Origin of the sequence: Pararoseomonas baculiformis (genome assembly GCF_017813395.1) — a bacterium.
GTDB classification, from domain to species: domain Bacteria; phylum Pseudomonadota; class Alphaproteobacteria; order Acetobacterales; family Acetobacteraceae; genus Roseomonas; species Roseomonas baculiformis.
This window is the reverse complement of sequence record NZ_JAGIZB010000014.1, coordinates 18875-43672: the sequence shown is the minus strand read 5'-3', so window position 1 is coordinate 43672 and position 24798 is coordinate 18875. Positions and strand designations below refer to the sequence as shown.

The following is a 24798-nucleotide window of genomic DNA, read 5'->3' as shown; positions in this document are numbered from 1 at the left end:
CCGCATCTCAGGCCGCATCCGGCAGCGCCTCGACCTCGACGGCATTCGCGAGCGACGCGATCTCGGCCGCATCCGGCAGGCGCGGCCCGAATGTCGAGAGCGCGCCGAGGGAGAAGGCCGTGGCCAGCCTCGCCCGTTCCGCCAGGTCCAGCCCGCGCAGCCCGCCCATCAGCCAGCCCGCCACCATCGCGTCCCCCGCGCCCACGGTGGAGCGCAGCACGCGCGGGCGGCCGACCGCATGCACGCGCTTGTCGCCCTCCGCGAAGACCGCGCCTTCCGCGCCGAGGGAGACGATCACCGTGCGCACGCCGCGCGCCTGCACCTTGCCGATGGCAGCCACCGCGTCGGCGACGCCTTCGATCCGCTCGCCGAGAAGCGCCCCCAGCTCCTCTCCATTGGGCTTGATGCAGTCCGGTCCTGCAGCGAGCCCGGCGGCGAAGGGCGCGCCGGAGGCATCGAGCAACACCTTCGCCCCCGCACGCCGCGCTTCGGCAAGAAGGCGCGCATGGAGATCGGGCGACGCGCCTTTCGGCAGTGAGCCGCAAAGCGCCACCCAGCCCGCCTCCGCCGCCGCTTCGCGCAGGGCCTGGAGCAGCGCCGCCTCCGCCGCCGCATCCACGGCGAAGCCGGGGAAGTTCAGGTCGGTGACGCGCTCATCATCCTCGACGATCTTCACATTCGTCCGCGTGCTGCCGGGCACCGGGAGGAAGCGGTCGGCAATGCCGCTGGCGGAGAGGAAGGCGCGGAAGCCCGCCGCATTCGCCTCGCCCAGCCAGCCCGTCGCCACCACCGGCACGGGCGCGCCCTGGGAGGACAGGAATCCCGCGACATTGATGCCCTTCCCGCCCGGATCCTCCTGCGCCTCCCGCACGCGGTTCACCGCGCCGGGGGTCAGCAGTTCCAGCCGCGTGGTCAGGTCCAGCGCGGGATTGGGGGTGACGGTGACGACGGATCTCACGACAGCGCCCTCACCTCCGCCGCCGTGCCGCAGGCCAGCGCACGCTCCGCGAGGCGCCGCGCATCGGCCAGGCGCAGCCCGCGGATGCGCGCCTTCAGCTCGGGCACCGAGGGCGGGCTGACCGACAACTCATCGACGCCGAGCCCGACTAGGATGGCGCAGGCCGCGCGCTCCGCGGCCAGGTTGCCGCAGACGCCCACCCATTTCCCCTCCGCATGGGCCGCCTTTACCACCTGCCCGATCAGGCGCAGCACGGCGGGGTGCAGCCCATCCGCCCTGGTGGCGAGGGCGGGATGCATGCGGTCCATCGCCAGAACGTATTGCGTCAGGTCATTCGTGCCGACGGAGAAGAAATCCACCTCGCGCGCCAGCACATCGGCCATGGTGGCGACGGAGGGCACCTCCACCATGATGCCGACCTCCATGGGTGGTGCGCCAAGTTCCGCCCGCACCGCTTCCAGCGCCGCGCGGCCTTCGCGGTACTCCTCCACGCTCGCCACCATCGGGAACATCACCTTCACCGCCCCGGCCGGCGCCGCGCGGGCCGCGCGGGCGATGGCGCGCAGCTGGGGCCCGAACAGGTCCGGGCGCTGCAGGCAAAGGCGCAGGCCACGAATGCCGAGGAACGGGTTGTCCTCACGCGGGAGGCGCAGATAGGGCAGTTCCTTGTCACCACCGATATCCAGGGTGCGCACAATCAGGGGCAGGCCGCGCAGCGCCTCGGTCATGGCGTGCAGGGCCTGGAACTGCTCCTCCTCATCCGGCGCGGAGTCGCGGTCCAGGAACAGGAACTCGGTGCGCAGCAGGCCCACCCCCTCCGCCCCTGCCTGCACGGCGGCGGCTGCCTCGGCGGGGGTGCCGATATTGGCCACCGTCTCCAAGCGGTGATTGTCCCGCGTGAAGGCGGGGCGATAGGCGGCGGCGCGGGCCTCTGCATCGGCCGCCTGGCGCTCCGTACGGGCCGCCCCGGCCAGGGCGCGGTCATGCTCATCCGGCTCCGGCAGCAGCACGCCGCCATCGCCATCCAGCACCGCCTCGGTGCCGTCGGGGATCTGCAGGATGGCTTCGCCCAGCCCGGCCACGGCAGGCAGTCCGAGGGCGCGGGCGAGGATGGCCGTGTGGGAGTTCGGGCCGCCCAGCGCCGTGGCGAGGCCGAGCACGCGCTTCACATCCAGCCCCGCCGTGTCGGAGGGGGCGAGATCCTCGGCCAGGAGGATCACGGGATGCTCCGGCAGCACGATCCCCGGGGCCTCCGGCGCGCCGGACAGGATGCGGACCACACGGGCACCGACATCCCGCACATCGCGCCCGCGCTCGGCCAGGAGCTTGTCGCTCAGGGATTCCATCTCCCGCGCCCGCGCATCGGTCACGGCCCGCCAGGCGGCGGAGGCGGAAAGGCCCTGCGCGACCCGGGCGCGGGCTGCGCCGACCAGCTCCGGGTCGTCCACCATCTCCTGATGGGCGAGGAAGATCGCGGCCTGCTTGGAGCCGGACCGGGCCGAGACCTCGGCCTGCAGCGCCCGCAATTCCTCATGGGCGCGGGCCAGGGCCGCTTCCAGCCGCTTCGCCTCCTCGGCCGGGTCGCCGGCCGGGGCTTCCTCCAACGCGGCGGGCGCCGCATGGCGCAGGCGGTGCGTGCGGGCGATGGCGAGGCCTGGGGAAGCCGGGACGCCGCGCCGCACCGCGCCCCGATAGGGCACGGCCGCCGCGGCGCGGGCCTCCGGGGCAGGCGGCTCGGGCTCGTCCGCGTCTCCCAGGCCGGACGCCACGGCATCGGCCAGGGCGCGCACGGCCTGCGCGCCATCCGGGCCACGGGCGCCGATCTCCAGCACCGTTCCGCGCTCGGCGCCGAGGGTGAGCAGCGCGGCCATGGACTTGCCGTTCGCGAGCTTGCCGCCGTGCCCGACCAGGATCTCCGCCGCGAAGCTCCTTGCGAGGGTGGCGAAGGCCGTGGCCGGGCGGGCATGAAGGCCGGCATGGCCGGTGATCTCGGCCGGGAGGCGGTGATCATACCCATCCGGCATCACCGCCGGGGCCGATGGCGCTGCGGGCGCGGCAGCGCCGCCCAGGGCACGCAGGATGTCGCCCTTGTCGCGGGTGCGGCCCAGCGCCTCGGCCAGTTCGGGTTCCTGCAGCACGCCCGTCAGGGCGGCGAGGACCTGCACATGCTCGTCGGATTGCGCCGCGATGCCGATGGCGAGATGCACGGTCTGCCCGTCGCCCCAATCGACGCCATCGGGGAACTGGGCCACGGCCACGGCGGTGCGGCGGACCATGCCCGCATCCCCGCGCAGCCCGTGGGGAATGGCGATCCCGCTGCCGAGATAGGTCGGCACCTGCCGCTCCCGCGCCAGCATGCTGTCGCCATAGGCCGGATCGACACTGCCCTCCCCGGCCAGGATCGCGGCGGCCTGCCGGATGGCGTCCTCCTTGTCCCGGGCCGTCAGCCCCAGCCGGACGAGGGAATCGGTGATCGCCACCATGCGCGCCTGCCTCCTCGCGCCGCCCCCGCATCCGCGGGGGCGGCACATGCCTTCGGGAAGGAGGCGCGGTTCAGAGGATCTCCCCTCCTTGCCCCGGGGGCGGCGCCCTCCTTCCGCTTACCGGAGCGCAACGCGGCAGGAAGCGAGGAGTCACGGAAGCGGCCTCATGGCAGGGGCGCCACCGCGACCCGCCCTGGGTTCTGCCGCGCGAAGATGCCGGGGCGATACATGTCCCGCACCTCCGCCCCAGGCAGTTCGAAGCGCCCGGCGGTCACCGCCCGGATCCGGACGGCGAAGCGGGCCAGGGGCTGCTCCGGGGTCAGGGTCACGGCGGCGGCGAAGCGGTCATCCAGCGCCGGGAAGGCCTCGGCTTCCGACAACTCGCCCAGGAAGGGCATCCCGTCCACCTGCCCTTGGGGGAAGCGGCCGACGATCTCCCACCCTGCCGGCAGGCCCTGCTGGATCATGGTCCGGTGTGTCTCCCCCGTCTCGGCCCGGGCTTCGACCTGCAGGAGGAAGACCTGGTTCTGGGCGATCGTGTCGAGGTTGAGCGGCGTGCCGTCGCGGTTGAAGAAGCGGCGGGTGATCCGCATGCCCTGGCGTGCGGCGGCAGGGGGCTGCACCGGCAGGCCGGTGACGGATACGGCCTGGGGAACAGCCCGGTCGCCCAGGTTCCGCACCTCCGCCCGGCCGTCCAGCACCGCGCTCACCACTGGCGCCTGGGGCAGGTTCCGCCCGGCAAGGGCGATCCGCACGGGCCGCCCGTCCCTGCCCAGGGAGGAGGCCAGCAGCACCGCCCAGGTCGCCTCCTGGGTCGAGGCCGTCTCGGGCGTGAGCTCCGCGCCGGGAACGCGGCCCAGCGCCTCGGCCAGCCGCCCCGGAAGCACCCCGCTCTCCTTCAGCAGCAGGGCCACGGCGAGGCTGTCCCGCGTGGCATTGCCGTAATCCTGGTACCAGGGGCGCCGGCCGGGCGCGGCCAGGGCGGCGGCGAAGGCTTCCTCCGCCCTGGCACCGTCGCCCATGCGGGCGAAGGCCGCGCCGAGCTGCGCCTTGGCCAGCGGCGTGGGCAGCTGGTCCAGGATCTCGAAGAGGCGCCGGGCCGCGCCGGGCAGGGCGCGCCCGGCCATGGCCAGCACATGCAGGCGATAGGCCTGCACCGCCTTGTCGAAGGGCTCGTCGTAATAGGAGGTGTCGGCCTCCTCGCGGATGGTGCTGAGCAGCGCCTCCAGAGGGGCATCCGGAACGGTGACACCGGCGGCCCGCGCGCGCAGCAGCGCCTCGGCGCCGTAGACGGTCACGAAGCGGTCCTGCGGCCCACCGGCGGACCAGAGGGCGAGGCTGCCGTCGAAGCGCTGCTTGTCCAGGATCTGCGCGACGGAGCGCTGCATCTTCAGCTCGCGCTCCGCCTCGCCCTCGAAGCCGATCAGGGCCAGGAGGCGGCTGGCGGCCTGCTCCCCGCAGGCGAAGGGGAAATCGAGGTTCACCTGCATCAGCGCCGCCGGATCGTAGCGCACCGGCTGGCCCCAGGTGCCGCGCACCGTGGCCGTGCCCGCATAGAAGCGAGCGAGGTCCGGCGCGACCTGCGCGGCGGCATTCGGTGCCAGGGACGCCGTGACCACCTCCCGCGCCAGCGGGCGCGGCGAGCGCAGGGTCATCCGGCTCTCATGCGTGGCCGCATAGCCGCCGGGGCCGGAGACGGAGAGGCGCACGATCCCCTCCCCCGCGCCGGTGGCGCGCAGCGTGGCCGCGGGCAAGCTGCGCTGACCCTGGGCAAGCGTGCCGCCCAGGGCGTTGCCGCCCTCCACCGCCAGCGGCCCCTCCACGGAGACGGAGGCCGCCACGGCGCCCGCAGGCAGGTCCAGGTTATGGAGCAGGACCGGCATCCGGGCCTCGTCGCCTGGCGCCATGAAGCGGGGCAGCAGCGCCTCGGCCACCACGGGGTCGCGCACCGTCACGGAGCGGGTGGCGGAGCCGACGCGGTCGCCGGACCAGGCCACCGCCATGAGCCGCAGCTCCCCGTTGAACTCCGGCAGTTCCAGCGGCACCACCGCGCGGCCATCCGGCCCAACCGCCACCACGCCCGAGAAGAGGGCGACGATGCGCTGCGGCGGCTGCACGCCGGCCGTATCGAGGTCGCTGTCGCCGCCCTGGCGGAGGGTGGTGGGCTCGCCGTCGGCCGGGGCGATCAGGCGGCCGTAATCGTCCCGGATGTCCAGGCCCAGCTTCCGGCGCCCGAGGAAATGGCCCGCCGGGTCGGGCGAGGTGAAGCGGGTCAGGCGCAGGATGCCCTCATCCACCGCGGCCAGGGTCAGCCAGGACGGGCCGGAGGCATTGGCCACGCGCACCGGCACCTCCACCCGCTGGCGCGGGCGCAGCAGCGCCTCCCCTTCCAGCGCCACCTCCAGCCGGCGTGCGGCGGGGTCCAGCCCCACCCAGGCGAGGCCGATCGCCCGGCGCGGGGCGGCGCCTCCCGGGCTCTGCGCCTCGCCGGGGCGGAAGACGGTGACGGCCACCCAGGCTCCGGGGCCCCAGGCCGCATCCACCGGCACTTCCACCTCGGTGCCGCCCTCGGGCACCTCGATATCGCGCACGGAGACCACGCGATCCGTCAGCACCGCCAGACTGGCACGGCCGGCGAAGGGCGGGGTGATGCGAAGCCGCGCCGCCTGGCCCGGTGCATAGGCGCGGCGGTCGGCGGCGACATCCACCTTGTCCGGCACCACCGGGTCGTCCGAGCCGGTCCAGCCCGCGCGGAAGCGGATGGAGGCGATGGCCAGCCCGCCGGGTTGCGTCACCTCCAGCCGGTAGCGGCCGAAGGCCACGCGCCGGGCGAAGCGGGCCGGGCTGCCCGGCGCCACGGTGAGGTCGGCGGCATCCACCGGCTCGTCCTGCCACACGGTCTGGTAGCGGGCCCGGCCCCCGATCACGGCCATGCGCCAGGTCGGGCGTTCCCGCACCAGCCGGGCGCGCAGGCGGCCTGCGAGCGCCTCGCCGGATGGGGAGACCAGCGCGGCCTCGATGGCGGCCTCGGCGCCTTCATCCACGCTGCCGTCGCGGAAGGCCGGGCGGAGGGCGATGAAGGGCTCGGCGGAGCGGACGGGAATGGTGAGGGTGGCCTTGCTGCCGCGCCCGCCCGGCTCGGCCATGGTGGCCACCAGCTCGGCCCGCAGCGGGCGGGAGGTATCGGGCAGGCTGGGGAGGGAGAGTTCCAGCACCCCCTTCCCCGCCTCATCCGTCCCGCCGATCTCGAACTCGCGCAGGCCGCCATCGAAGGGCTCCTCAGCTAGGCCGAAGCGCCAGCCGCGCCATTGCTCGAACGGCTCGGGGTCCACGGCCAGACGCATCTCGGCGCTGCCGGACAGCCCGGCGCCGGGCGCGCCGTAGAGAAAGCGCGTCTCCACCGGCACGGAAAGCGGGGCGGAGCCGGTGAGCGGGCCCGGGGCTGGGCCGAGCTTCACCTCCAGCCGCTCCGGCACGAAGGCCTCCACCTGGAAGGCGATGGTGGCGACCGGCGGGCGGTTCGGGTCGGTCAGCGCCTCGATGGTCCAGGCCCCCACCGGTGCCCCGGCGGAGATTTGCGGAGACCAGAGCACCACCCCTTCCGGCCCGCGCTCCGGCACCGCCTCCTGCGCCACCTGCCCGTTGGGACGCTTCAGGCGCAGCCGAACCGGCAGTTCCAGCACCCGCCCGGCGGCATCGCGCGGCAGGAGCGACAGGCGCACCTGCTCGCCGGGCCGGTAGATGCCGCGGTCGAGCCAGAGAAAGGCGTCCACCGGGCCGGGATAGGCGCGTCCGGTGACGCCACGGTCGGAGAGGTCGAAGGAGGCGGCCTCCAGGTCGAGCGCGACCAGGTCCTCGCCGAGCTGGGCGTGCAGCGCCACGGGAGCGACCGGCCCCTCCCCGCGCAGCAGCGGGCCGCCGAAGCGGGCCAGCCCGTCCTCGCCGGTCACGGCTTCGGCCAGCACGTCGTTGTTGCGGGCCATGAGCGAGACGCGCACGCCGGGCTTCGGCCGCGCATCGCCCAGGCCGCGCGCCTGCACCGCCACGCCCTCGCTTCCTCGCCAGGCGGTGAGGCCGAGATCGGTGGCCATGATCGGCAACGCGGCGGTGTTTCGGTTGCGGTTCTCGCCCTCCTGCGCGTCTCGGGCGAGCAGCACGAACAGGCCGGGGCCGGAGCCCGTCAGCTCCGCCGGCAGGGGCAGGACGGTGCGCTGCATGGCGTTGCGCTGGAAGCGCGGGATCTCCGCCTTGCCCTCCCAGACCACGCGCCCCCGGCTCTCGGGGATGTCCTCGGCCTGGTAGCCGTTCAGCTCCTCGCCCAGCCGCGTGTCGCGCGTCAGCGGAACGAGGTTGCGCTCGCTGACGCGCACCAGGCGCAGAGACAGCGTCTCGATGTTCATGGTGCCGACGGAGACGCGGGGCGGCGCGCCGCGGGGCAGGATGAAGGCGCGCTGGTCGAAGGCGATGGTCGCCGCGCGATCCGGCATGGAAACATCCACCGGCAGGTCGGCGCGGAGATTGGCGCCACCCTCGCCCGGCAGGCCGGCGCGCAGCACCAGCCGCGTCCGCCGGCCCCAGGGCAGGCCGGCGACGCAGAGCTGGTCGCTTTCCCGCGTCACGGCCATTCCGGGCAGGGGCGGATCGGCGCGCACCCAATCCTCGGGCTGCCAGCCGCCATCACGCTGCGGGGCGACGGTGAAGGAGAGGCAGGCGCGGGCGGGCTCGGCCTCGGGCTCCGTCTGCACGCGGCGGAGCAGCATGCCCGCCTCGCGCCGTGCATCGGCCAGGGCCTGGCGGATAGCGGGGTCGGCCGGCATGCGCTCGGCCATGGCCTCCAGCGCCTGGATGGCCTGGGGCCAGCGGTTCTGGGCGCGCAGCGCATCCGCCATCAGGCGGAGGGAGGGAACCTCCTCCACCCCCGCGGGCACAAGGTTGAAGTTTTGCTGCGCCGCCATGAGGGCCTTGCCGGGATCGGCCGGGCTGCGCGCCATCGCCGCGCGGCCGAGGGCGAGCCACATCTCCGGCCGGGCATTGCCCATGCCCAGGCGCTCCTCCCAGGCGGCAATGGCGGCGGGCCAGTCGCCCCTTGCCTCGGCCTGCTGGGCACGCTGCTCCGCCTGGCTGCGCTGGGCGGGCGTCCCGCCGGCGGGAAAGCGGCGCGCCAGGCCCGAGGCGTAGCGGCCGCTATCCGCCGAAAGGCCGGGCAGTTCGAAGCCCTGCGCCAGGGCTGGCCCGGCCCCGAGCAGTGGCGCCCCGACAAGCGACGCCCCAAGCAGCGAAGCCGAAAGGACAGCGAGACGAAGCAGGCGCATGGGCGATCACCGCGATGGTGTTTCTCGCACCCAGCCTGCCACATTCTCCGGCCAGCGACACAGGCGGCCATACTCGCCGCCGGAACGGCGCGGCACCGGGAGGCACCGCGCCGGACACGCTCCCCCTCAGGCGTAGGCCGCCGCGATGGCGGCGCCGACATCGGCCAGTGCGGCGTCCCGGGTGGCACCCTCCGCGGCACCCTCCACCAGATAGGCCGTGACGAGGATCGGAGCGGCCCCACCCGGAGGCCAGAACAGGCCGATGTCGTTGCTGGTCCGGCCCGCCGTGCCGGTCTTCTCCCCGGCGGCCCAGCCCGCCGGCAGCCGCGCCTTCAGCCGAGCATCGCCGGTGCGGTTGCCCCGAAGCCAGCCCACCAGCTTCGCGCGGGATGCCGGCGAGAGCGCGTCGCCAAGGGTCAGCTTGCCCATGGTGGCCAGCATGGCCTGGGGCGTGGTCGTGTCCCGCGGGTCGCCCTGGCGGAACTCGTTCAAGGCGGGCTCGATCCGGTCCAGCCGCGTGACCGTGTCGCCCAGGCCGCGCAGCCAGGCGGTGAGCGCCGCGGGTCCGCCCAGCACGTCCAGCAGCAGATTGGCGGCGGTGTTGTCGCTGAGGATCATGGTGCCCTCGCAGAGCGCCTCCAGCGTCATCCCCTCCCCGCCCGCATGGGGTTCGGTGACGGGGGAGTAGGTGATGAGCTGCTGGCGCGTGTAGCGGATGCGGCGGTCCAGCCGCTCCTTCCCCGCATCGGCGCGGGCCAGGATGGCGGCGGCGAGGAGCAGCTTGAAGGTGCTGCACATCGGCACCCTCTCCTCCCCACGATGCGCGGCCCGGCGCCCGCTGCCTGTGTCCAGCACTGCCACGCCCAGGCGGCCACCGCGCGCGGCCTCGATCCGCGCGAAGGCGGCGGGCAGGCGGGCGAAGCCATCCTCCGCCTGAGCCGCGGGCGCCAGCGCCATTCCCCCGAGCGCGCAGGCTGTGCCACCGATCAGAAACCGTCTGCCGATCATCTTTCTCTCCCCTCTCCAGGGGATGCCCCTGGCGGGGGGAAACTGCTGGGCGGAGCGAGGGGCCGCAAACGATGATCCTTCGCGGGAGCCCCAAAGAAAACTAATGCATCCGCGCCATGAGCCTTTCAAACCTGCCCCTCAATGCCCTGCGCGCTTTCGAGGCCGCGGCGCGCCAGCTCAGCTTTACGCGGGCCGGAATGGAATTGCGTGTCACCCAGGCGGCCGTCAGTCATCAGGTGAAGGCGCTTGAGGAAATCTTGGGCGTCCCCCTGTTCCGGCGGCTTCCCCGCGGCCTGGCGCTGACCGAGGAAGGAGAGGCGCTGCTGCCGGTCATGAGCGACGCTTTCCGCCGGATCGCCGGCACGCTGGACCGCTTCGAGGGCGGGCGGCTGCGGGAGGTGCTGAGTCTCGGCGCGGTGGGCACCTTCGTCACGGGCTGGCTGCTGCCGCGACTGGCGGATTTCCGCGCGGCCCATCCCTTCGTCGATCTGCGGCTGATGACCAACAACAACCGGGTAGACCTGGCGGGGGAAGGGCTGGACCTGGCCATCCGCTTCGGGGACGGCGCCTGGCATGGGACGGAGGCGGCGCGCATCCTGGCGGCTCCCCTCACCCCGCTCTGCTCGCCGGAGATCGCGGAGAGGCTGCGGGAACCCGGGGACCTGATGCGGGAGACGCTGCTGCGCTCCTATCGCCTTGATGAATGGCCGCGATGGTTCGCAACGGCCGAGCTGGCCGCGCCCAATATCCGCGGCTTCGTCTTCGACTCATCGCTGACCATGGCGGAGGCCGCGGTGCAGGGGCTGGGGGTGGGGTTGCTGCCCGGGCGGATGTTCGGCCGCCAGCTGCGCCAGGGGCAGCTCGCCCGGCCCTTCGCGGCGGAGGTCACCCTGGGCGAGTACTGGCTGACCCGGCTGAAGTCGCGGCCGGAAACCCGCGCCATGGCGGCTTTCCGGGAATGGCTCCTGGCCGAGGCGGCGGAGGGCTGAACGCCGGTGCTCAGCTCCCCCGCGCGGGCGCCAGCCGGCCGATGAAGAGGATGGGGCCAGTGGGCCGGCCCGTGGGCGATCCGCCCGGCGGTTCCAGCGTGATCTCGATCAGCATGCCGGGCTCGGGCCTGACCCGGCCCGGGGCGACGCTGACCTGCCCGTTCGCCGGAATCAGCCCGAGCGAGATGGGGGCGGTGGCCCCGGGCGGAAGTGCCCAGAGCTGCTGCGCACGTCCCTGCTCGACCGGGCGCGGGTTGAGGCTGGCGAGGCGCAGCCCGCCGCCCTCGGCCTCCACCAGCCAGGCGGGCTGGTCGCTGCTGGTGAGGAGCACGGTCATCATCCGCGGCTCCTCTGCCGGGCGGAGCAGGAGGAAGGCGGCAAGACCGGCCGCGATGGCCGTGGAGCCCCCCGCCCAGGCCTGCCAGAACCTGCTGGGGCGGAGAGGCACCACCGGGGCTTCCGGACGGGCTGCGAGGGAATCCTCGATCCGGCCCCAGAGCCCGGGCGGCGGCGGTTCCGGCGGCGCGAGATCGGCCAGGGGAGCGAGGCGCCTCTCCCAGGCCGCCACCGCGTCGCGCAGGGCGGGGTTGGTGGGAAGGGCACGGGCCACCTCCCCGGCTTCCCGCGCATCGAGGGTGCCAAGGACATGCTCGGCGGCCAGGGCGTCCAGGACTTCTGGATCGGAGGGGATCATGCGAGGCACCCCTTCAGCCGCATCAGGCCGCGCCGGATCCAGGCCTTCACCGTGCCCAGCGGCATCTCCAGCCGCGCCGCGATCTGGGCATGGGAGAGCCCGTGCACGAATGCGAGGAGAATGCCCTCCCGGTTCCGGGCTTCCAGCGTGGCCAGGCAGTCCCGCAACCGGCTGGATTGCTGGGCGGCGGCCAGGCGCTCCAGCGCCTCCGCCGGCACCGGGCTGTCGCCCAGCGCGGGATCGTCGGAGAGGATCTCGCGCCCCCTGGCCCTGGCGAGGTCCAGGGAGGCGTTGCGGATGATGGCCGCGAGCCAGGCCGTGGCCTCGCCGCGCGTGGGCTCAAACTGCCCGGCGCGGGCCGCGATCTTCAGCACGGCGTCATGCAGCGCATCGGCCGCCGCGTCCCGGTCCCGCAGGATGGCCAGGGCGATGCCGAAGAGCCGCCCGGCCTGGGCGTCATAGAGCCGGCGCAGGGCGCCGGCCTCGCCAAGGGCGATCCCGCGGATCAGCAGGGCCGCATCGGCCGCGGGCTGGGTGTCAGGCATAGGCCTCACGATAGAGGGCCACGATCTCGGCCGCATCCGGCACGCGAGGATTATTCGCGGGGCTGCCCGAGGCAAGGGCCTGGGACGCCATGGTTTCCAGCAGCCCGTCCCAGCGGTCCGCGGGGATGCCATAGGCGGCAGGGCTGGGCACGGAGAGGTCGCGGTTCAGCGCCTCCAGCTCCTCCACCAGCCTCATGGCGGCGGACTGGTCCCCCTCCCCTTCGCTGGCCACGCCCATGATACGCGCCGCCTCGGCATAGCGCGGGAGCGCCGCCTGCAGGCCGAAACGCGTGACGGCGGGCAGGAGCATGGCGTTGGACAGGCCATGCGGCACATGGAAATGCGCGCCGACCGGGCGCGACATGCCATGCACCAGCGCGACGGAGGCGTTGGAGAAGGCAAGCCCCGCGAGCATGGCGCCGCGCATCATCCCCTCCCGCGCCTCCTCGTCCCGCGCGCCCTTGCCGCCATTCTGCGCATCGGCGTAGGCGCGCCGGAGATTCGGGGCGATGAGGCGCATGGCGAGCCGCGCGTAATCATCGCTGAACGGGTTGGCGCGCTTGCTGACGAAGGCTTCCAGCGCGTGGGTGAGGCTGTCCACGCCCGTATCGGCCACGGTGCGCGGCGGCACGGTCCAGGTGAGCTGGTGGTCCACGATGGCGGCCAGCGGCAGGGCGCCGAGGCCGGCGATCAGCATCTTCTCGTCATTCGCGGTGTCGGTGATGACGGTGAAGCGCGTTGCCTCGCTTCCCGTGCCGGCGGTGGTAGGGATGCAGAGGACAGGAACCGCGCCCTTGTTAGCCTGGGCCGGCACCTTGAAGGCACGGATATGGGTGCCCTCCGGCGCGGCGGCGAGGATGGCCATGGCCTTGGCCGTGTCCATCGGGCTGCCGCCGCCGAAGCCGATCAGGCAGTCATAATCGCCCGCGCGGAAGGCCTGCACGCCGGCCTCCACCACGGTATCCGTCGGGTCGGGCACGGTCTCATGGAACAGGCCCGGAGTGATGCCGGCCTCGCGCAGCGGGGCGAGGCAGCGTTCCACCGTGCCCGAGGAGGCCATCCAGGGATCGGTCACCACCAGCGGGCGGGAGAGGCCGAGCTGGGCCAGAACCTCCGCAACCTTCGCGACGGCGCCGCCGCCCGAGAGAATGAGCCGCGGCGCCTGGAGCGTGACGAGCATGGATGCGCTTCCCCGATGATCTTGCCCACCATCCTGCGGCGCGGCCGCGGGGTGGGCAATGCCCGGGGAAGCGCCCTTCAGGCCGCGGCCGGAGCCACCGCCGCCGTGCGGGCTGCGAGCGCAGTGGCATAGGCCGCCAGACGCCGCTGCGCGACGGGTGCGATGCCCCCCTCGGCTTCGGCATCGAAGCGGGGCAGGTCCTCGGCGAAGTGGCAGGCCGCAGTATGGCCGGGCGCGATCTCCCGCAGGGGCGGGTCGATCTCCTTGCACTTCGCCTGGGCCAGGGGGCAGCGCGTGTGGAAGCGGCAGCCGGGCGGCACGGCCAGCGGGCTGGGCAGGTCCCCGCCGAGCGGCGTGACGCTGCCGCGGCGCGAGGGATCCGGGCGTGGGATCGCGGCCAGCAGTGCGCGGGTATAGGGATGGCGCGGGTTGGAGAAGAGCTCGTGCTTCGACGCTACCTCGACGATCCGGCCGAGATACATCACCGCCACGCGGTCCGCGACATGCTTCACCACGGCCAGGTCATGCGCGATGAAGAGGTAGGACAGGCCGAGGCGCTGCTGCAGGTCGCCCAACAGGTTGACCACCTGCGCCTGGATCGAGACATCGAGCGCCGAGACAGGTTCGTCGCAGACCACCACCTCCGGCTCCACCGAGAGGGCGCGGGCGATGCCGATGCGCTGCCGCTGGCCGCCGGAGAACTCATGCGGATAGCGATCCGCGTGGAAGCTGCGCAGGCCCGTGAGGCGCAGCAGTTCCTGCACGCGTTCCCGGCGCGATTTTGAATCGCCGATACCATGCACCGCCATCGGCTCCGCGATGGCATCGGCCACCGTCAGCCGCGGATTGAGGCTGGCGTAGGGATCCTGGAAGACGATCTGCAGGTGCCGGCGCAGGGCACGCAGCTTCGCGCCGCCCACCTTGGTAACGTTCTCCCCCTTGAAGAGAACATCGCCCGAGGAGGGCTCGATCAGGCGCATCACCAGCCTTGCGGTGGTGGACTTGCCGCAGCCGCTCTCCCCCACCAATGCCAGGGTCTCGCCACGGCGCAGGGCGAAGGAGACGCCATCCACCGCCTTCACGGCGCCGACCTGGCGGGAGATGACCAGGCCCTTCTTGACCGGGTAGTGCTTGGCGATGCCGATCGCCTCAAGGATGGCAGGCTCGGTCATGCGGCGCGGTCCAGGGTCAGCTCCACGGGAGCGCGGATGCAGGCGGCGCGGTGGCCGGGCGAAAGCTCGCGCAAGGGCGGGTCGATCTCCGTGCATTCGCGGATGGCGAAGGGGCAGCGCGGGTTGAAGCGGCAGCCCTTGGGGAAGGCGAAGGGCGGCGGCACGCTGCCTTCGATGGAAAGGAGGCGTTCGCGGTCCTCCTCGATGCGCGGAATGCTGCCGAGCAGGCCGATCGTGTAGGGGTGCTGCGGGTCCTCGAAGATGTCCTTCGCGGTGCCGCGCTCCACCACGCGCCCGGCATACATCACGGCCACCTCGTCCACCATTTCGGCCACCACGCCGAGATCATGGGTGATGAGGATGACGGACATGCCCGTCTCGGCCTGGAGATCACGCAGGAGATCCAGGATCTGGGCCTGCACCGTCACGTCCAGCGCCGTGGTCGGCTCGTCCGCGATCAGCAGGCGCGGCTTGCAGGCAAGGGCCATCGCGATCATCACGCGCTGGCGCATGCCGCCGGAGAGCTGGTGCGGGTATTCGGCGAAGCGCCGCTCCGGCGAGGGAATGCGCACGCGGCGCAGCGCCTCGATCGCGCGGTCCTTCAGCTCCCCGTTGCTGGCCTTGCTGTCATGGGCGCGCATGGCCTCGGTGAGCTGGTCCCCGACGGTGTGCACCGGGTTCAGCGAGGTCATGGGCTCCTGGAAGATCATCGCGATCTCCGCCCCCCGCACCGCCCGCATCTCGGCGGAGGAGAGCGAGGCCAGGTCGCGATCATCGAGCACCACCCGCCCCTGGGCGATGCGCCCGGGGCGCGGAACCAGCCCCATGATGGAGAGGGAGAGCATGGACTTGCCGCAGCCGCTCTCCCCCACGATGCCCAGGGTCTTTCCGCGCGGGACCTCCAGCGTCACGCCGTCCACGGCGGCGATGTCGCCGTTGCTGCTGCGGAAAACCGTCCGCAGATCCTCGATCCGCAGGAGCGCGTCACTCATGCTCATGCCCAGGGAAAGCTCGGCGGGCTGATCTTCTCGACCGGGCGGTGCGCCCAGTCCTGCTTCGGCGCATTGTCCAGCACGCGCTTCTGCGCCTCGTGCAGATGGGCGGCCGCGGCCTCGTAATCCATGGTCAGGACCATGCCGTCCTTCACCACGAGCTGGCCATCGACATAGACGTCGCGCAGCGCACGGTCCCCGGCGGCATAGACCAGGCTGCGCATGGGATCGCGGCCCGGGCGCATCATCGGATGCTCGGCATTCACCAGCACGATGTCGGCGCGGCAGCCCGCGGCCAGCCGGCCGATATCCTCGCGGCCCAGGGCCTGCGCACCGCCGATGGTGGCGGCATCGAAGATCTCGGTGGTGGTGACGGCGCGCGGGTCGGTGGCCTGGGTGCGGGCCAGATAGCCCACCAGGCGCATCTCATCGAGCATGTTGTGCGGGTATGTGTCCGTGCCCAGGCCCATATTCACGCCGCTGCGCTTGTAGCGGCCGAAGTTCTTCATGGTGATGCCGCGCCGCGCGAAGACGGTGGGGCAATGGGCCACGGTGGTGCCGGTTTCCGCCAGGCGCTTCAGATCCGTGTCGGTGTGCCAGCGGGTGGAGGGATGGTCGTCCAGGAAGATGCCGTGGCCGATGATGGCGCGGTCGTTCAACAGCCCCATGCTGTCCAGCCAGCCGATCGGCGTCAGGCCGTGCCGGCGCGTGATCTCGTGGAACTCCACGACGGATTGCGCGGCATGGATCTGCCAGGAGAGGCCACGCATCCGGGCCTCCTCGCTGCTCTCGCGCAGCAGGCCCGGCGCGCAGGTGTCGATCTGTGCGGGCACGACCATGCCGAACAGGCGGCCGCTCTCATGCTGCTCCGCGCGGTCGATGATGGAGAGGGCCTCGGCCATCGCCTTCTCGCCGGCGGCCTCGTCCCACTCGTATTCCACGACATGGCCGTTCTTGGTGTACCAGCGCGCGGACTTGAACATCGGCGCGACGCAGACGCGCATGCCGGACTCCGCCAACAGGTCCAGCCAGCCCGGATGCGCCATGGACAGGTCGGCGACGGTGGTCACGCCGGAGAGCAGCAGCTCGCTCAGCGCCACGCGCACGCAGCTCGGCACCGCTTCCGAATCCGCCCGGAAGATCGGCATAAACTCATAGAGGGAGGAGTTGTAGAGGCCGGGCGAGCCGATCTCGTCCAGCAGCCCCTTGTTCATGGGCTCGGACGAAGGGTGCGAGTGGATGTTCACCAGCCCCGGCATCACCATGAGGCCGCGGCCCGCGACCACCTCATCCGCCGGGCCGGTATAGCCGCGGCCGACATAGGTGATGCTGCCACCCTCGAACGCGACATCCGCGCCGGTGAGGTAGACATGCTGCTTCGCCGAGGCATCCCAGGCGACGACGACATCCGCATCGCGGATCACGGTGGTGGTCATGACGATGTCCCGGCGGGAAGAAGAAGGGTGGCCGCGGGATGCGGCCACCCGGGTTCGAACTAGCGAGTCAGACGGATGTCCAGGCCCTTGTAGAGGGCAACACCGTAGATGCCATGCGGCCGCGCGCCTTCCGTGCGCTGGGAGGAGGCGAGCCAGAGCTGCTCCCGCGCCAGCGGCAGCCACACATTCGCCTGGGCGATGCGGCGCTGCGCCTGGGCGATCGCCTCGCTGCGGGCCTCCTCGGTCAGGCCGGTCTTGGCCTGGTTGAGAAGGCGGTCGGTCTCGGCATCCGTCCAGTTCATCCGGTTCGGGGTCGGCTTGTTCGCGCTGTCGAAATACAGGGCGAAGCCATCCGTCGCCGAGATGTAGGGGTAGGACATCACGAAGGCGTCGAACTCCTGCGTCGCCAGCTTGCCCCAGCCCACGGTCGCGTCCCAGAGCTGCACGCGCATGTCGATGCCGACGCGGCGGAGATCCGCCTGCATCGCCTCGGCCATGCGGCGCCACTCATTGGTTTGCAGCCCGTAGAGCAGGAAGGAAGCGCGCTGGCCGTCCTTCTCACGGATGCCATCGGAGCCCGGCTTCCAGCCAGCCTCGTCCAGCACGCGGCGCGCCTCGTCCGCGTTGAACTGCGGCACCAACTTCGCGGCCTCGGCGTCATAACCGCGGACGCGCGGGTTCAGATAGGCATCGGCCGGGTCGGCTGCGCCGAAGAAGGTGGCGCGGACCACCGCGTCACGATTCACGGCCAGGTTGACGGCACGGCGGATGGCGGGGTCGCTCACCACGGGCTTGTCGACCTTGAAGCCCATGAAGAAGTCCCAGAAATAGGTCTCCTGGCGGGCCAGCTTAACCGTGGGAACATTCCGCAGGCCCTGGATGGCGAATTGCGGGATGTACTGCGTCACGTCGCCCTGGCCGGACTGGAGGGCGGCGAGGCGGGTATTCGCCTCGGGGATCACGCGCCAGATCACCCGGTCCACCTGCGGGGACGGGTTCTGGTACAGCGGCGGGGCCCAGCGGTAGTTCGGGTGGCGCTGCAGCACGAAGTCCTGGCGCGGCGCCCAGGACACCCAGCAGAACGGGCCCGTGCCGTTGAAGCCCTGCACGCCGAAATTGTCGCCCAGCTTCTCGACCGTCGCCTGATCCACGATCGAGGCGAAGAAGAGGGTCAGCTGGTAGAGGAGCTCGCCATAGGGCTCCTTCAGCTTGTACTCGACCGTGTAGTCATCGACGGCGACGACATCCTCCACCGGGCCGGCGCGCCAGCGGACGGGGGAGCGGGTGGCGGGATCGACCCAGCGCTTGATGGAATAAGCGACGTCGCGCGCGGTGAAGGGCTTGCCGTCGCAGAAGGTGACGTCGCGGCGCAGCTTGAAGGTGTAGGTCTTGCCGTCCTCGGAGACGGTCCAGGACTCCGCCAGGCCCGGGCGGATCGTCTTCTGGTCCCAGTCCAGCGACACCAGCGTGTCGCTCATCATGTAGATCACCTCGCCGGCGCCGCGCGCGGTGGAGCGGGCGGGGTCGTAGCGGTCGGCGTCGATCTCGCGCAGCACGACCAGGGTGTTGCGCGGCGCGGCCTGGGCCAGGGCTTCCGCGGCGGGTGCCGCGGCTCCCAGGGCCAGAAGTCCCGCATAGAGCCAGTTCTTCATCGTTCTACCCCCTCTGTATGTCATGCGCGGAGCCGGGGATCGAGCGCGTCGCGCAGCGCATCCCCGAGCACGTTGAAGGCGAGCACCACCGCGAAGATGGCGACGCACGGGATCACGGCGATATGCGGCGCGAAGAACAGGAAGTTCCGGCCGTCACTCGCCATGGCGCCCAGCTCCGGCGTCGGCGGCTGCGCGCCGAGGCCGAGGAAGGACAGCGCGGAACCGAGCAGGATCACCTGCCCGAAGCGCAGGGTGGCGAAGACGAAGATGGATGAGAGGCAGTTCGGCGCCACGTGGCGCAGGATGATGCGGGCATCGGACATGCCGGTGGCCCGCGCCGCCTCGATATAGTCGAGCCCCATCACCGCGAGGGCCGAGCCGCGCACGATGCGCGCCATCAGCGGCACGGTTGCCACCGAAAGGGCCAGCACCACGGCCTGGATGCCCGGGCCGAAGATGGCGGCCAGGGCCAGGCCGAAGAGAATGGCGGGGAAGGAGAGCATCACATCCATGATGCGCATCAGGAAGCTGTCGATCCGGCGGTAATAGGCCGCGGCGAAGCCGACCAGCGCGCCGATGCTGCCGCCCAGCAGCACGGAGGCGAAGCCCATCAGCAGCGTGATGCGCAACCCGTATAGCAGCCGGGTGATCATGTTGCGCCCCTGCGCATCGGCGCCCAGCAGCAGGCCGGGCGAGCCCGGCGGCTGCATGGCCAGCGACAGGTCGTTGTCATAGGGGTCGGTCGGCGACAGCAGCGGGGCGAGGAGCGCCGCCGCCAGCACCAGCGTGACCAGAACCAGGGAGAAGGCCGCCGCCGGTTCGCGCATCAGGCGCGACAGGGTTCCGGGCCGCTTCGGCGGCGCGGCTTCCTGCTGTGCGGGAAGAGGGGGGGCTTCGACGGTCGCGCTCATCAGGTCCGCATCCGGGGATCGAGGGCGGCGTAGAGCACGTCCACAACGAGGTTGATGATGATGAAGCCGAGGGACAGCACGATGATCGTGCCCTGGGCCATGGGAAAGTCGGCAGAAAGGATGGCGCCCACGGCCAGGCGGCCCACGCCCGGCCAGGAGAACACCGTCTCCGTCACCACCGCGCCGCCGAGCAGGAAGCCGATTTGCAGGCCCACCAGCGTCACCACGGGGATCAGGGCGTTACGCAGCGCGTGGCGGGTGACGACGCGGAACTCGCCCAGCCCCTTGGCGCGGGCGGTGCGCACATGCTCCACGCCCAACACATCCAGCACCGCCGTGCGCGTCATGCGCGCCACCGGGCCGATGAAGACGCCGCCCAGGGTGAGCGCGGGCAGGATGATCGCCTTCACACCCTCTTCGGTCCAGAGCGGGCCGGCGCGGCCCGTGAAGGGCAGCAGCTGCATCTTGAAGCCGACATACCAGATCAGCACGAGGCCGAGGAAGAAGACGGGGATCGAGCCGCCCGCCACGGCGAAGGCGGTGATCAGCCGGTCCACCAGCTTACCGCGCCAATAGGCACCGATGGTGCCGAGCGCGATCCCGGTCGGGATAGACCAGATGAGGCTGGCGAACATCAGCTCCAGGGTCGGGCCCACCGTGTTCCCGAGCTCCTGCAGCACCGGCACGTTGTTGATGATCGAAACGCCGAGATCGCCATGCAGCAGGCGCCACATATAGATCCCGAACTGCTCGTAGAGAGGCCGGTCCAGGCCGAGGTCGCGCCGGAGCGCCTCGATCACATCCGGGGTGGCGGTGGGGCCGGCGCGCACCAGCGCCGGGTCGGTCGGCACCACCTGCATCAGCAGGAAGCCCACCAGCACCACCCCGAACAGGACCGGGATGGCCATCAGCAGCCGCTGGACGGCATGACGTCCCATGACGGCCTCAGGCCGCTGCCGCGGCGCGGAGCGCGCCGTGGCGGTCGAAGATGGGTTCGCCGCCACGCAGCGTCAGGTCGGCTTCCGTGGCCAGCACCTCCTCGGGCGCGATCGCGAAGATATCCTTCGAGAGCACGGCGACATCCGCCAGCATGCCAGGTTCCAGCGTGCCGCGCCGGTCCTCGGCGAATTGGGAATAGGCGCCGCACCAGGTGTAGCAATGCACGGCCTGCTCCGCCGTCAGCGTCTCCTCAGGGCCGAGCACCGTGCCCTTGTTCGTCTTGCGGGTGAGCATCGTGTAGAGATTGCCGAAGGGATCCACGGAGGAGACCGGGCAGTCCGATGAGGCGGCGGGGTTATGCCCCTCCTCAAACCAGGTGCGCATCGGATAGGCGGCGGCCGCGCGGTCATGGCCAAGATTCTTCACGTAGAGATCGCCGAACTCATACATGAAGACCGGCTGCGGCACGGGGATGATGCCATGGGCCTTCATCCGGCGCCGCTGACCGGCATTCAGGAAGCCGCAATGCTCGATGCGGTGGCGGCGGCCAGCGAGCGGCGCATCGCCCTCCCCCGCCTTCTCCATGCCCACCAGAACCTGCTCGATCGCGGCATCGCCGATGGCGTGGATGTCGAGCTGCCAGCCCTGGCGGTGATACAGCGCCAACAGGCGATGCATCGTCTCATCCGGGAAGCAGAAGATGCCGGTGCCGCCGCCCGCGCTCTGCAGGTACGGGTCGAAGAAGGCGGCGGTCAGGCCACCGGCCGAGCCGTCGCCGAAGACCTTCACGGCACCCCAGGCGAGCATGTCGTCCGTGTGGTCCGGGCGCAGACCCTCGTTCCAGGCCGCCTCGGCGATGCCCTCCGGATTGCCTGCCAGCACCTGCCACATGCGCTGCATCAGCCGCCCCTCGGCCAGCGCGCGGCGATAGGCGGCGATCTCGTGCAGCCCGGCGGTCATACCGACATTCATGTCGCTGGCCGTCGCGAAGCCCCGCGCCGCCAGATCGCGCCCCGCTGCCTCGATCGCGGAGACCATATGGTCCTCCGAGGGCAGCGGCATCGCATCGACGATCAGCCGCTTCGCGCGCTCCATGAACAGCCCGGTGAGCCGCCCGCCCTTGCGCTCGATCGCGCCGCCCTCGGGATCGGGCGTGTTGTGGCCCACCCCGGCCACCCTCATGGCGGCGCTGTTTGCCACGCCCATATGGCCGCAGGTGCGGATGATATAGACGGGATTGTCCGGAGATACCTTGTCCAGCTCCTCGGCGGTGGGGTGGCGGCCGATATCCAGCTCGCCATGGTCATAGCCACGGCCGAGCACCCAGGCGCCCTTGGGCGCCTTCTTCACTGCATCGCCGATCCGGCGCAGCACCTCGTCAAGCGACCTGACCTGCTCGGCGCGAAGATTCACCTGGCTCAGCCCAAGCCCATAGGGCAGCAGGTGCATATGGGCCTCGTTGAAGGCCGGGATCGCCACCCGGCCGCCGAGATCCACCCGCCGGACGCCGGCGGGGGCGACGCCCTCCACCTCGTCCTTCGTGCCGACCGCCGCAACGCGACCATCCGCGATCAGCAATGCATCCGCGAAGCCGCCGGCCAGGCCGCGGAAGATGCGTCCGCCGGAGAGGAGAAGAGGCTCGCTCAAGACCGCCAGTCCCGACCCTGGCCCTCGATCAGGGCAAGCGAGGAATCCCAGGAGAACTGCGCATGGGTGAGCACATGCGGGCCGTTGAACTGGGCCGCCGTCTTCAGCCGCACTTCCTCGGGCGGGAAGACCAGCTCGGCCCCGCCCGAAAGCGCCGCCACCTGCGCCTGGCAGGCGCGCTCCAGGTAGTAGATCTGGTTCCACGCCTCGGGGATGGTGCGCCCGCCCACGAGCAGCCCGTGGTTGAGCAGGATCATCGCCTTGTTGGTCGGGCCGAGGTCATGGATCAGCCGCTCGCGCTCATCCAGATCCAGGGCCACGCCCTCATAGCCGTGATAGGAGAGGTGCCCGTAGAACTTCAGCGCGTGCTGGCTGATCGGCAGAAGCCCGTGCTTCTGGCAGGACACCGCGATGCCGGCGGAGGTGTGGGTGTGCACCACGCAGTTCAGGTCCTCCCGCGCCATGTGGATGGCGGAGTGGATGGTGAAGCCAGCGGCATTCACCTTCCGGCTCTGCGGCTCGTCATCCAGGACATTACCGTCCAGGTCGATCTTCACCAGGTCGCTCGCGCGCATCTCGTGGAAGAGCACGCCGTAGCGGTTGATGAGGAAGTGGTGCTCCGGCCCCGGGATGCGGGCGGAGATGTGCGTGTAGATGAGGTCCGTCATCCGGTGATAGGCCACGAGCCGGTACAGCGCCGCGAGGTCGCAGCGGATCGTCCATTCCTCGGCGCTCATGCCGGCCGGCGCTTCACCATCGGGGCGCAATGCAACATTCATCGGGAGGTCCTCCGTCGGGGCGGATGGTTCCCCCTGGCATGACAGATCGTCAACCCGGATATCGGATATTATCGCAGCTTTCGGGGCAAAGACGCTCATTCTGCGGGCAAATTGCTGCCAGTGCGAGCTTTAGGTGCTCCGCACGGGACGCAGGGCGAGCCTTTCCGGCGCGGCACCCCTCGGCGCTGCAGCAAAAGCCCCGGCCACGTCTTCCGGCCAGAGACAAACCCGGCGCTGCGAAAGATCCACGCAGAGAAACAGCAACTCGCAACGCGCGCTCTCGAAGCCGGCTTCCGCATGGAGCAGCCTGTGGCGGACCAGGAGGCGCTTGGAGTCATGCTCCAGCACCTCGCTCTCCGCGGCCAGCGGATCGTCCAGCCGGACCTCGCGCCGGTAGGATACCCAGTTCTCCGCGGCGAAGGTTCCCAAGCCCCGCCTGCGGAACGTCTCGCCCAGGAGCAGCCTGGGCCAGAGCACGTCCGTGGCCATGTCGAACACGGCCACGTAGTAGGCGAGGTTCATGTGCCCGTAGTGGTCCACCCATTCCGGGCGGACACGGGCAAGCACCGTGCGCGTCACGCCGGCTTGCGGAGCGTCCATTTCGGCCCATCCACCTCCAGTTGCAGCCCCTTCACCGCCGCGAACTCATCCGCTGCCTGTTTCACGCCGGGCCAGGGATAGTCATCCCCGATCATGATCCCCCCGCCGCGCAGCAACGGCCAGTAGTTCTCGATATCGCGCCTCACAGGGTCGTACTCATGCGCGGCGTCGATATGGATGAGGTCCGCGCGGATGCGGAGGTGCTTCAGGATCACCACCGCGTTGTCGCTGGTCTGGGGCAACGGCACCACCCGCTCTGCATGGCCCGAGAGGACCATGTTCGAGAGGAACTGCCAGTAGAGGCTCGGCCATCCATGCACGAGGCCGAGGCTCTCCACGATCCGGTCCGGCCGCGTCCGGTCCCAGTGCCCGGGACTGCCGAGAAAGGTGTCGATCGCGAGCAGCGCCGAATCCGGACGCTCCTGGCGCATGGCCTCGGCAAGCCGCGCGACGGATTGCCCCTTCCACACGCCGATGTCGAAAGCGACCGCCGGCTTCACCTCGGCGACCGCGCGCGCCAGCGCGGGATGGGTGCCGTTCCACCCCTGCAGGTCCAGCGCGCGGATCGGCGAGAAGCCGGCATAGATGTTCGCGCCGTGCACGCTGTCCATCAGCTGCGCGGCGGTGGGCGTCAGTGCCGGCCCGGATTCGCTCAATGGATTTCGTCCGCCTTCGCCAGCGCGTCGCGCAGCGCCGCCACGGTGAAGTCGCGCGAGGCGCAGAGATCCAGGATCACCTTTTCCCGGCGGGACAGCAGCTCGATCGCGGCGGGGATCTTCGTGACAGCGTCGTGCGGGATCACCACGGCGCCATGGCGGTCGGCATGCACCACCGCATCATGGTGACAGGCCATGCCATGCACCGAGACCTCCTGCCCATATTGCACGATATGCACATAGGCATGGGACGGGTTCACGGAGCCGGCGATGAGCTGGAAGCCGGAGGCCAGCATGTCCAGGTCCCGGATGGAGCCGTTCGTCACGCAGCCCTGCGCGCCGATGGCCTTGTGGACGTTGGTGTTCACCTCTCCCCAGAAGGCGCCGGTGCCGGGCGTGTCGTCCAGGTCCTGCAGCACAACCACCGTCGGCAGGGCGGCTTCGGCCACGTATTCGTACCAGCCGATGCGGGCAGCCCGGTCCACCTCCTTCGCACGGCCCGAGGGAGCGGCGGCGCGGATGGTGCCGGTGCGCGCCAGGCCGCAGATGGGCGGCAGGGCCGTGGAGGCGGGCACCAGCTGGCGCAGGGTGAAGCCGTGGCCGCGGCGGTGCGGCACCACGATCTCCAGGGCGTTGCAGATGGTCGGCGTATCCCAGGCGCGAAGGGCCTCAAGATCCGCAGCGGTGAAGGGGTATTCGGGCATGGCGTCCTCCGGCTCCCCTCCCGGCCTGCCATCCTGGCGGGGTTGCGGGGGCGGCGCAGCATCGCCGCGCGGCGCCGGAAGGGCAATTCCACCCCGCACGGCCGCCGCGCTTGTTCCGCCTTTGCATCCCGCACACCTTGT

Annotated in this window: 19 protein-coding genes; 1 reads left to right on the top strand and 18 read right to left on the bottom strand. The window is 71.4% G+C overall.

Annotated features, from left to right (window positions below):
* Positions 1-7: 7 nt before the first annotated feature.
* From pfkB to bla, 4 genes are all read right to left on the bottom strand, one after another.
* Positions 8-958, bottom strand: a complete 951-nt coding sequence (pfkB, locus tag J8J14_RS15190; protein WP_209380386.1) for a 1-phosphofructokinase — start codon at positions 956-958, stop codon at positions 8-10.
* Complete coding sequence (ptsP, locus tag J8J14_RS15185) at positions 955-3441, bottom strand: phosphoenolpyruvate--protein phosphotransferase (RefSeq protein ID WP_209380385.1); 2487 nt, start codon at positions 3439-3441, stop codon at positions 955-957. Before ptsP ends, pfkB begins: the two co-directional genes overlap by 4 nt.
* 164 nt (positions 3442-3605) lie before the next feature.
* Complete coding sequence (locus J8J14_RS15180) at positions 3606-8753, bottom strand: MG2 domain-containing protein (RefSeq protein WP_209380384.1); 5148 nt, start codon at positions 8751-8753, stop codon at positions 3606-3608.
* Between the two features lie 126 nt (positions 8754-8879).
* A complete protein-coding gene (bla, locus tag J8J14_RS15175) occupies positions 8880-9761 on the bottom strand; it encodes a class A beta-lactamase (RefSeq protein ID WP_209380383.1) in 882 nt (293 codons plus the stop codon).
* A gap of 116 nt (positions 9762-9877) precedes the next feature.
* Between bla and J8J14_RS15170 the strand changes: the two genes are divergently transcribed.
* Positions 9878-10750 (top strand): LysR family transcriptional regulator, encoded by an 873-nt coding sequence (locus J8J14_RS15170; protein ID WP_209380382.1) that lies wholly within the window; start codon positions 9878-9880, stop codon positions 10748-10750.
* Between the two features lie 10 nt (positions 10751-10760).
* On the opposite strand, the gene J8J14_RS15165 is transcribed toward J8J14_RS15170, so the two are convergent.
* The 14 genes from J8J14_RS15165 to J8J14_RS15100 form a co-directional block, all read right to left on the bottom strand.
* Positions 10761-11444: an anti-sigma factor gene (locus J8J14_RS15165; RefSeq protein ID WP_209380381.1), complete on the bottom strand. Its 684-nt coding sequence runs from the start codon at positions 11442-11444 to the stop codon at positions 10761-10763.
* Positions 11441-11989 (bottom strand): sigma-70 family RNA polymerase sigma factor, encoded by a 549-nt coding sequence (locus J8J14_RS15160; protein ID WP_209380380.1) that lies wholly within the window; start codon positions 11987-11989, stop codon positions 11441-11443. The genes J8J14_RS15165 and J8J14_RS15160 overlap by 4 nt, the downstream gene beginning before the upstream one ends.
* Positions 11982-13169 (bottom strand): iron-containing alcohol dehydrogenase, encoded by a 1188-nt coding sequence (locus J8J14_RS15155; protein WP_209380379.1) that lies wholly within the window; start codon positions 13167-13169, stop codon positions 11982-11984. The genes J8J14_RS15160 and J8J14_RS15155 overlap by 8 nt, the downstream gene beginning before the upstream one ends.
* Before the next feature lie 77 nt (positions 13170-13246).
* The gene (locus J8J14_RS15150) at positions 13247-14341 is read right to left on the bottom strand and encodes an ABC transporter ATP-binding protein (protein WP_209380378.1); all 1095 of its coding nucleotides are present in this window, start codon (positions 14339-14341) and stop codon (positions 13247-13249) included.
* A complete protein-coding gene (locus J8J14_RS15145; RefSeq protein ID WP_209380377.1) occupies positions 14338-15333 on the bottom strand; it encodes an ABC transporter ATP-binding protein in 996 nt (331 codons plus the stop codon). Before J8J14_RS15145 ends, J8J14_RS15150 begins: the two co-directional genes overlap by 4 nt.
* 2 nt (positions 15334-15335) lie before the next feature.
* Positions 15336-16769, bottom strand: coding sequence for an amidohydrolase family protein (locus J8J14_RS15140; RefSeq protein ID WP_209380376.1), 1434 nt, complete (start codon positions 16767-16769; stop codon positions 15336-15338).
* A 59-nt stretch (positions 16770-16828) separates the two neighbouring features.
* Positions 16829-18421 carry an ABC transporter substrate-binding protein gene (locus tag J8J14_RS15135; RefSeq protein WP_209380375.1) on the bottom strand — a complete coding sequence of 531 codons (1593 nt, stop codon included), beginning with the start codon at positions 18419-18421 and terminating at the stop codon, positions 16829-16831.
* 20 nt (positions 18422-18441) lie between these two features.
* A complete protein-coding gene (locus J8J14_RS15130) occupies positions 18442-19332 on the bottom strand; it encodes an ABC transporter permease (RefSeq protein WP_209380374.1) in 891 nt (296 codons plus the stop codon).
* A complete protein-coding gene (locus J8J14_RS15125) occupies positions 19332-20270 on the bottom strand; it encodes an ABC transporter permease (protein WP_209380373.1) in 939 nt (312 codons plus the stop codon). Before J8J14_RS15125 ends, J8J14_RS15130 begins: the two co-directional genes overlap by 1 nt.
* Before the next feature lie 7 nt (positions 20271-20277).
* Positions 20278-21918 (bottom strand): amidohydrolase, encoded by a 1641-nt coding sequence (locus tag J8J14_RS15120; protein WP_209380372.1) that lies wholly within the window; start codon positions 21916-21918, stop codon positions 20278-20280.
* The gene (locus J8J14_RS15115; protein WP_209380371.1) at positions 21915-22697 is read right to left on the bottom strand and encodes a class II aldolase/adducin family protein; all 783 of its coding nucleotides are present in this window, start codon (positions 22695-22697) and stop codon (positions 21915-21917) included. The genes J8J14_RS15120 and J8J14_RS15115 overlap by 4 nt, the downstream gene beginning before the upstream one ends.
* A 129-nt stretch (positions 22698-22826) precedes the next feature.
* Entirely contained in the window at positions 22827-23297 is a 471-nt protein-coding gene (locus J8J14_RS15110) for a thioesterase family protein (protein WP_209380370.1), read from the bottom strand.
* On the bottom strand, positions 23273-23953 hold the full coding sequence (locus J8J14_RS15105) for a class I SAM-dependent methyltransferase (RefSeq protein ID WP_209380369.1): 681 nt from the start codon (positions 23951-23953) through the stop codon (positions 23273-23275). The genes J8J14_RS15110 and J8J14_RS15105 overlap by 25 nt, the downstream gene beginning before the upstream one ends.
* A complete protein-coding gene (locus J8J14_RS15100; RefSeq protein WP_209380368.1) occupies positions 23950-24657 on the bottom strand; it encodes an RraA family protein in 708 nt (235 codons plus the stop codon). Before J8J14_RS15100 ends, J8J14_RS15105 begins: the two co-directional genes overlap by 4 nt.
* Between the last annotated feature and the right edge of the window lie 141 nt (positions 24658-24798).

Coding starts and splice junctions, on each gene's coding strand:
- bla (WP_209380383.1), bottom strand. CDS start 9,761: ATGATCGGCAGACGGTTTCTGATCGGTGGCACAGCCTGCGCGCTCGGG.
- J8J14_RS15135 (WP_209380375.1), bottom strand. CDS start 18,421: ATGAAGAACTGGCTCTATGCGGGACTTCTGGCCCTGGGAGCCGCGGCA.
- J8J14_RS15180 (WP_209380384.1), bottom strand. CDS start 8,753: ATGCGCCTGCTTCGTCTCGCTGTCCTTTCGGCTTCGCTGCTTGGGGCG.
- J8J14_RS15155 (WP_209380379.1), bottom strand. CDS start 13,169: ATGCTCGTCACGCTCCAGGCGCCGCGGCTCATTCTCTCGGGCGGCGGC.
- J8J14_RS15140 (WP_209380376.1), bottom strand. CDS start 16,769: ATGACCACCACCGTGATCCGCGATGCGGATGTCGTCGTCGCCTGGGAT.
- J8J14_RS15115 (WP_209380371.1), bottom strand. CDS start 22,697: ATGAATGTTGCATTGCGCCCCGATGGTGAAGCGCCGGCCGGCATGAGC.
- J8J14_RS15150 (WP_209380378.1), bottom strand. CDS start 14,341: ATGACCGAGCCTGCCATCCTTGAGGCGATCGGCATCGCCAAGCACTAC.
- J8J14_RS15100 (WP_209380368.1), bottom strand. CDS start 24,657: ATGCCCGAATACCCCTTCACCGCTGCGGATCTTGAGGCCCTTCGCGCC.
- J8J14_RS15170 (WP_209380382.1), top strand. CDS start 9,878: ATGAGCCTTTCAAACCTGCCCCTCAATGCCCTGCGCGCTTTCGAGGCC.
- ptsP (WP_209380385.1), bottom strand. CDS start 3,441: ATGGTGGCGATCACCGATTCCCTCGTCCGGCTGGGGCTGACGGCCCGG.
- J8J14_RS15160 (WP_209380380.1), bottom strand. CDS start 11,989: ATGCCTGACACCCAGCCCGCGGCCGATGCGGCCCTGCTGATCCGCGGG.
- J8J14_RS15145 (WP_209380377.1), bottom strand. CDS start 15,333: ATGAGTGACGCGCTCCTGCGGATCGAGGATCTGCGGACGGTTTTCCGC.
- J8J14_RS15130 (WP_209380374.1), bottom strand. CDS start 19,332: ATGAGCGCGACCGTCGAAGCCCCCCCTCTTCCCGCACAGCAGGAAGCC.
- J8J14_RS15165 (WP_209380381.1), bottom strand. CDS start 11,444: ATGATCCCCTCCGATCCAGAAGTCCTGGACGCCCTGGCCGCCGAGCAT.
- J8J14_RS15125 (WP_209380373.1), bottom strand. CDS start 20,270: ATGGGACGTCATGCCGTCCAGCGGCTGCTGATGGCCATCCCGGTCCTG.
- J8J14_RS15110 (WP_209380370.1), bottom strand. CDS start 23,297: ATGGACGCTCCGCAAGCCGGCGTGACGCGCACGGTGCTTGCCCGTGTC.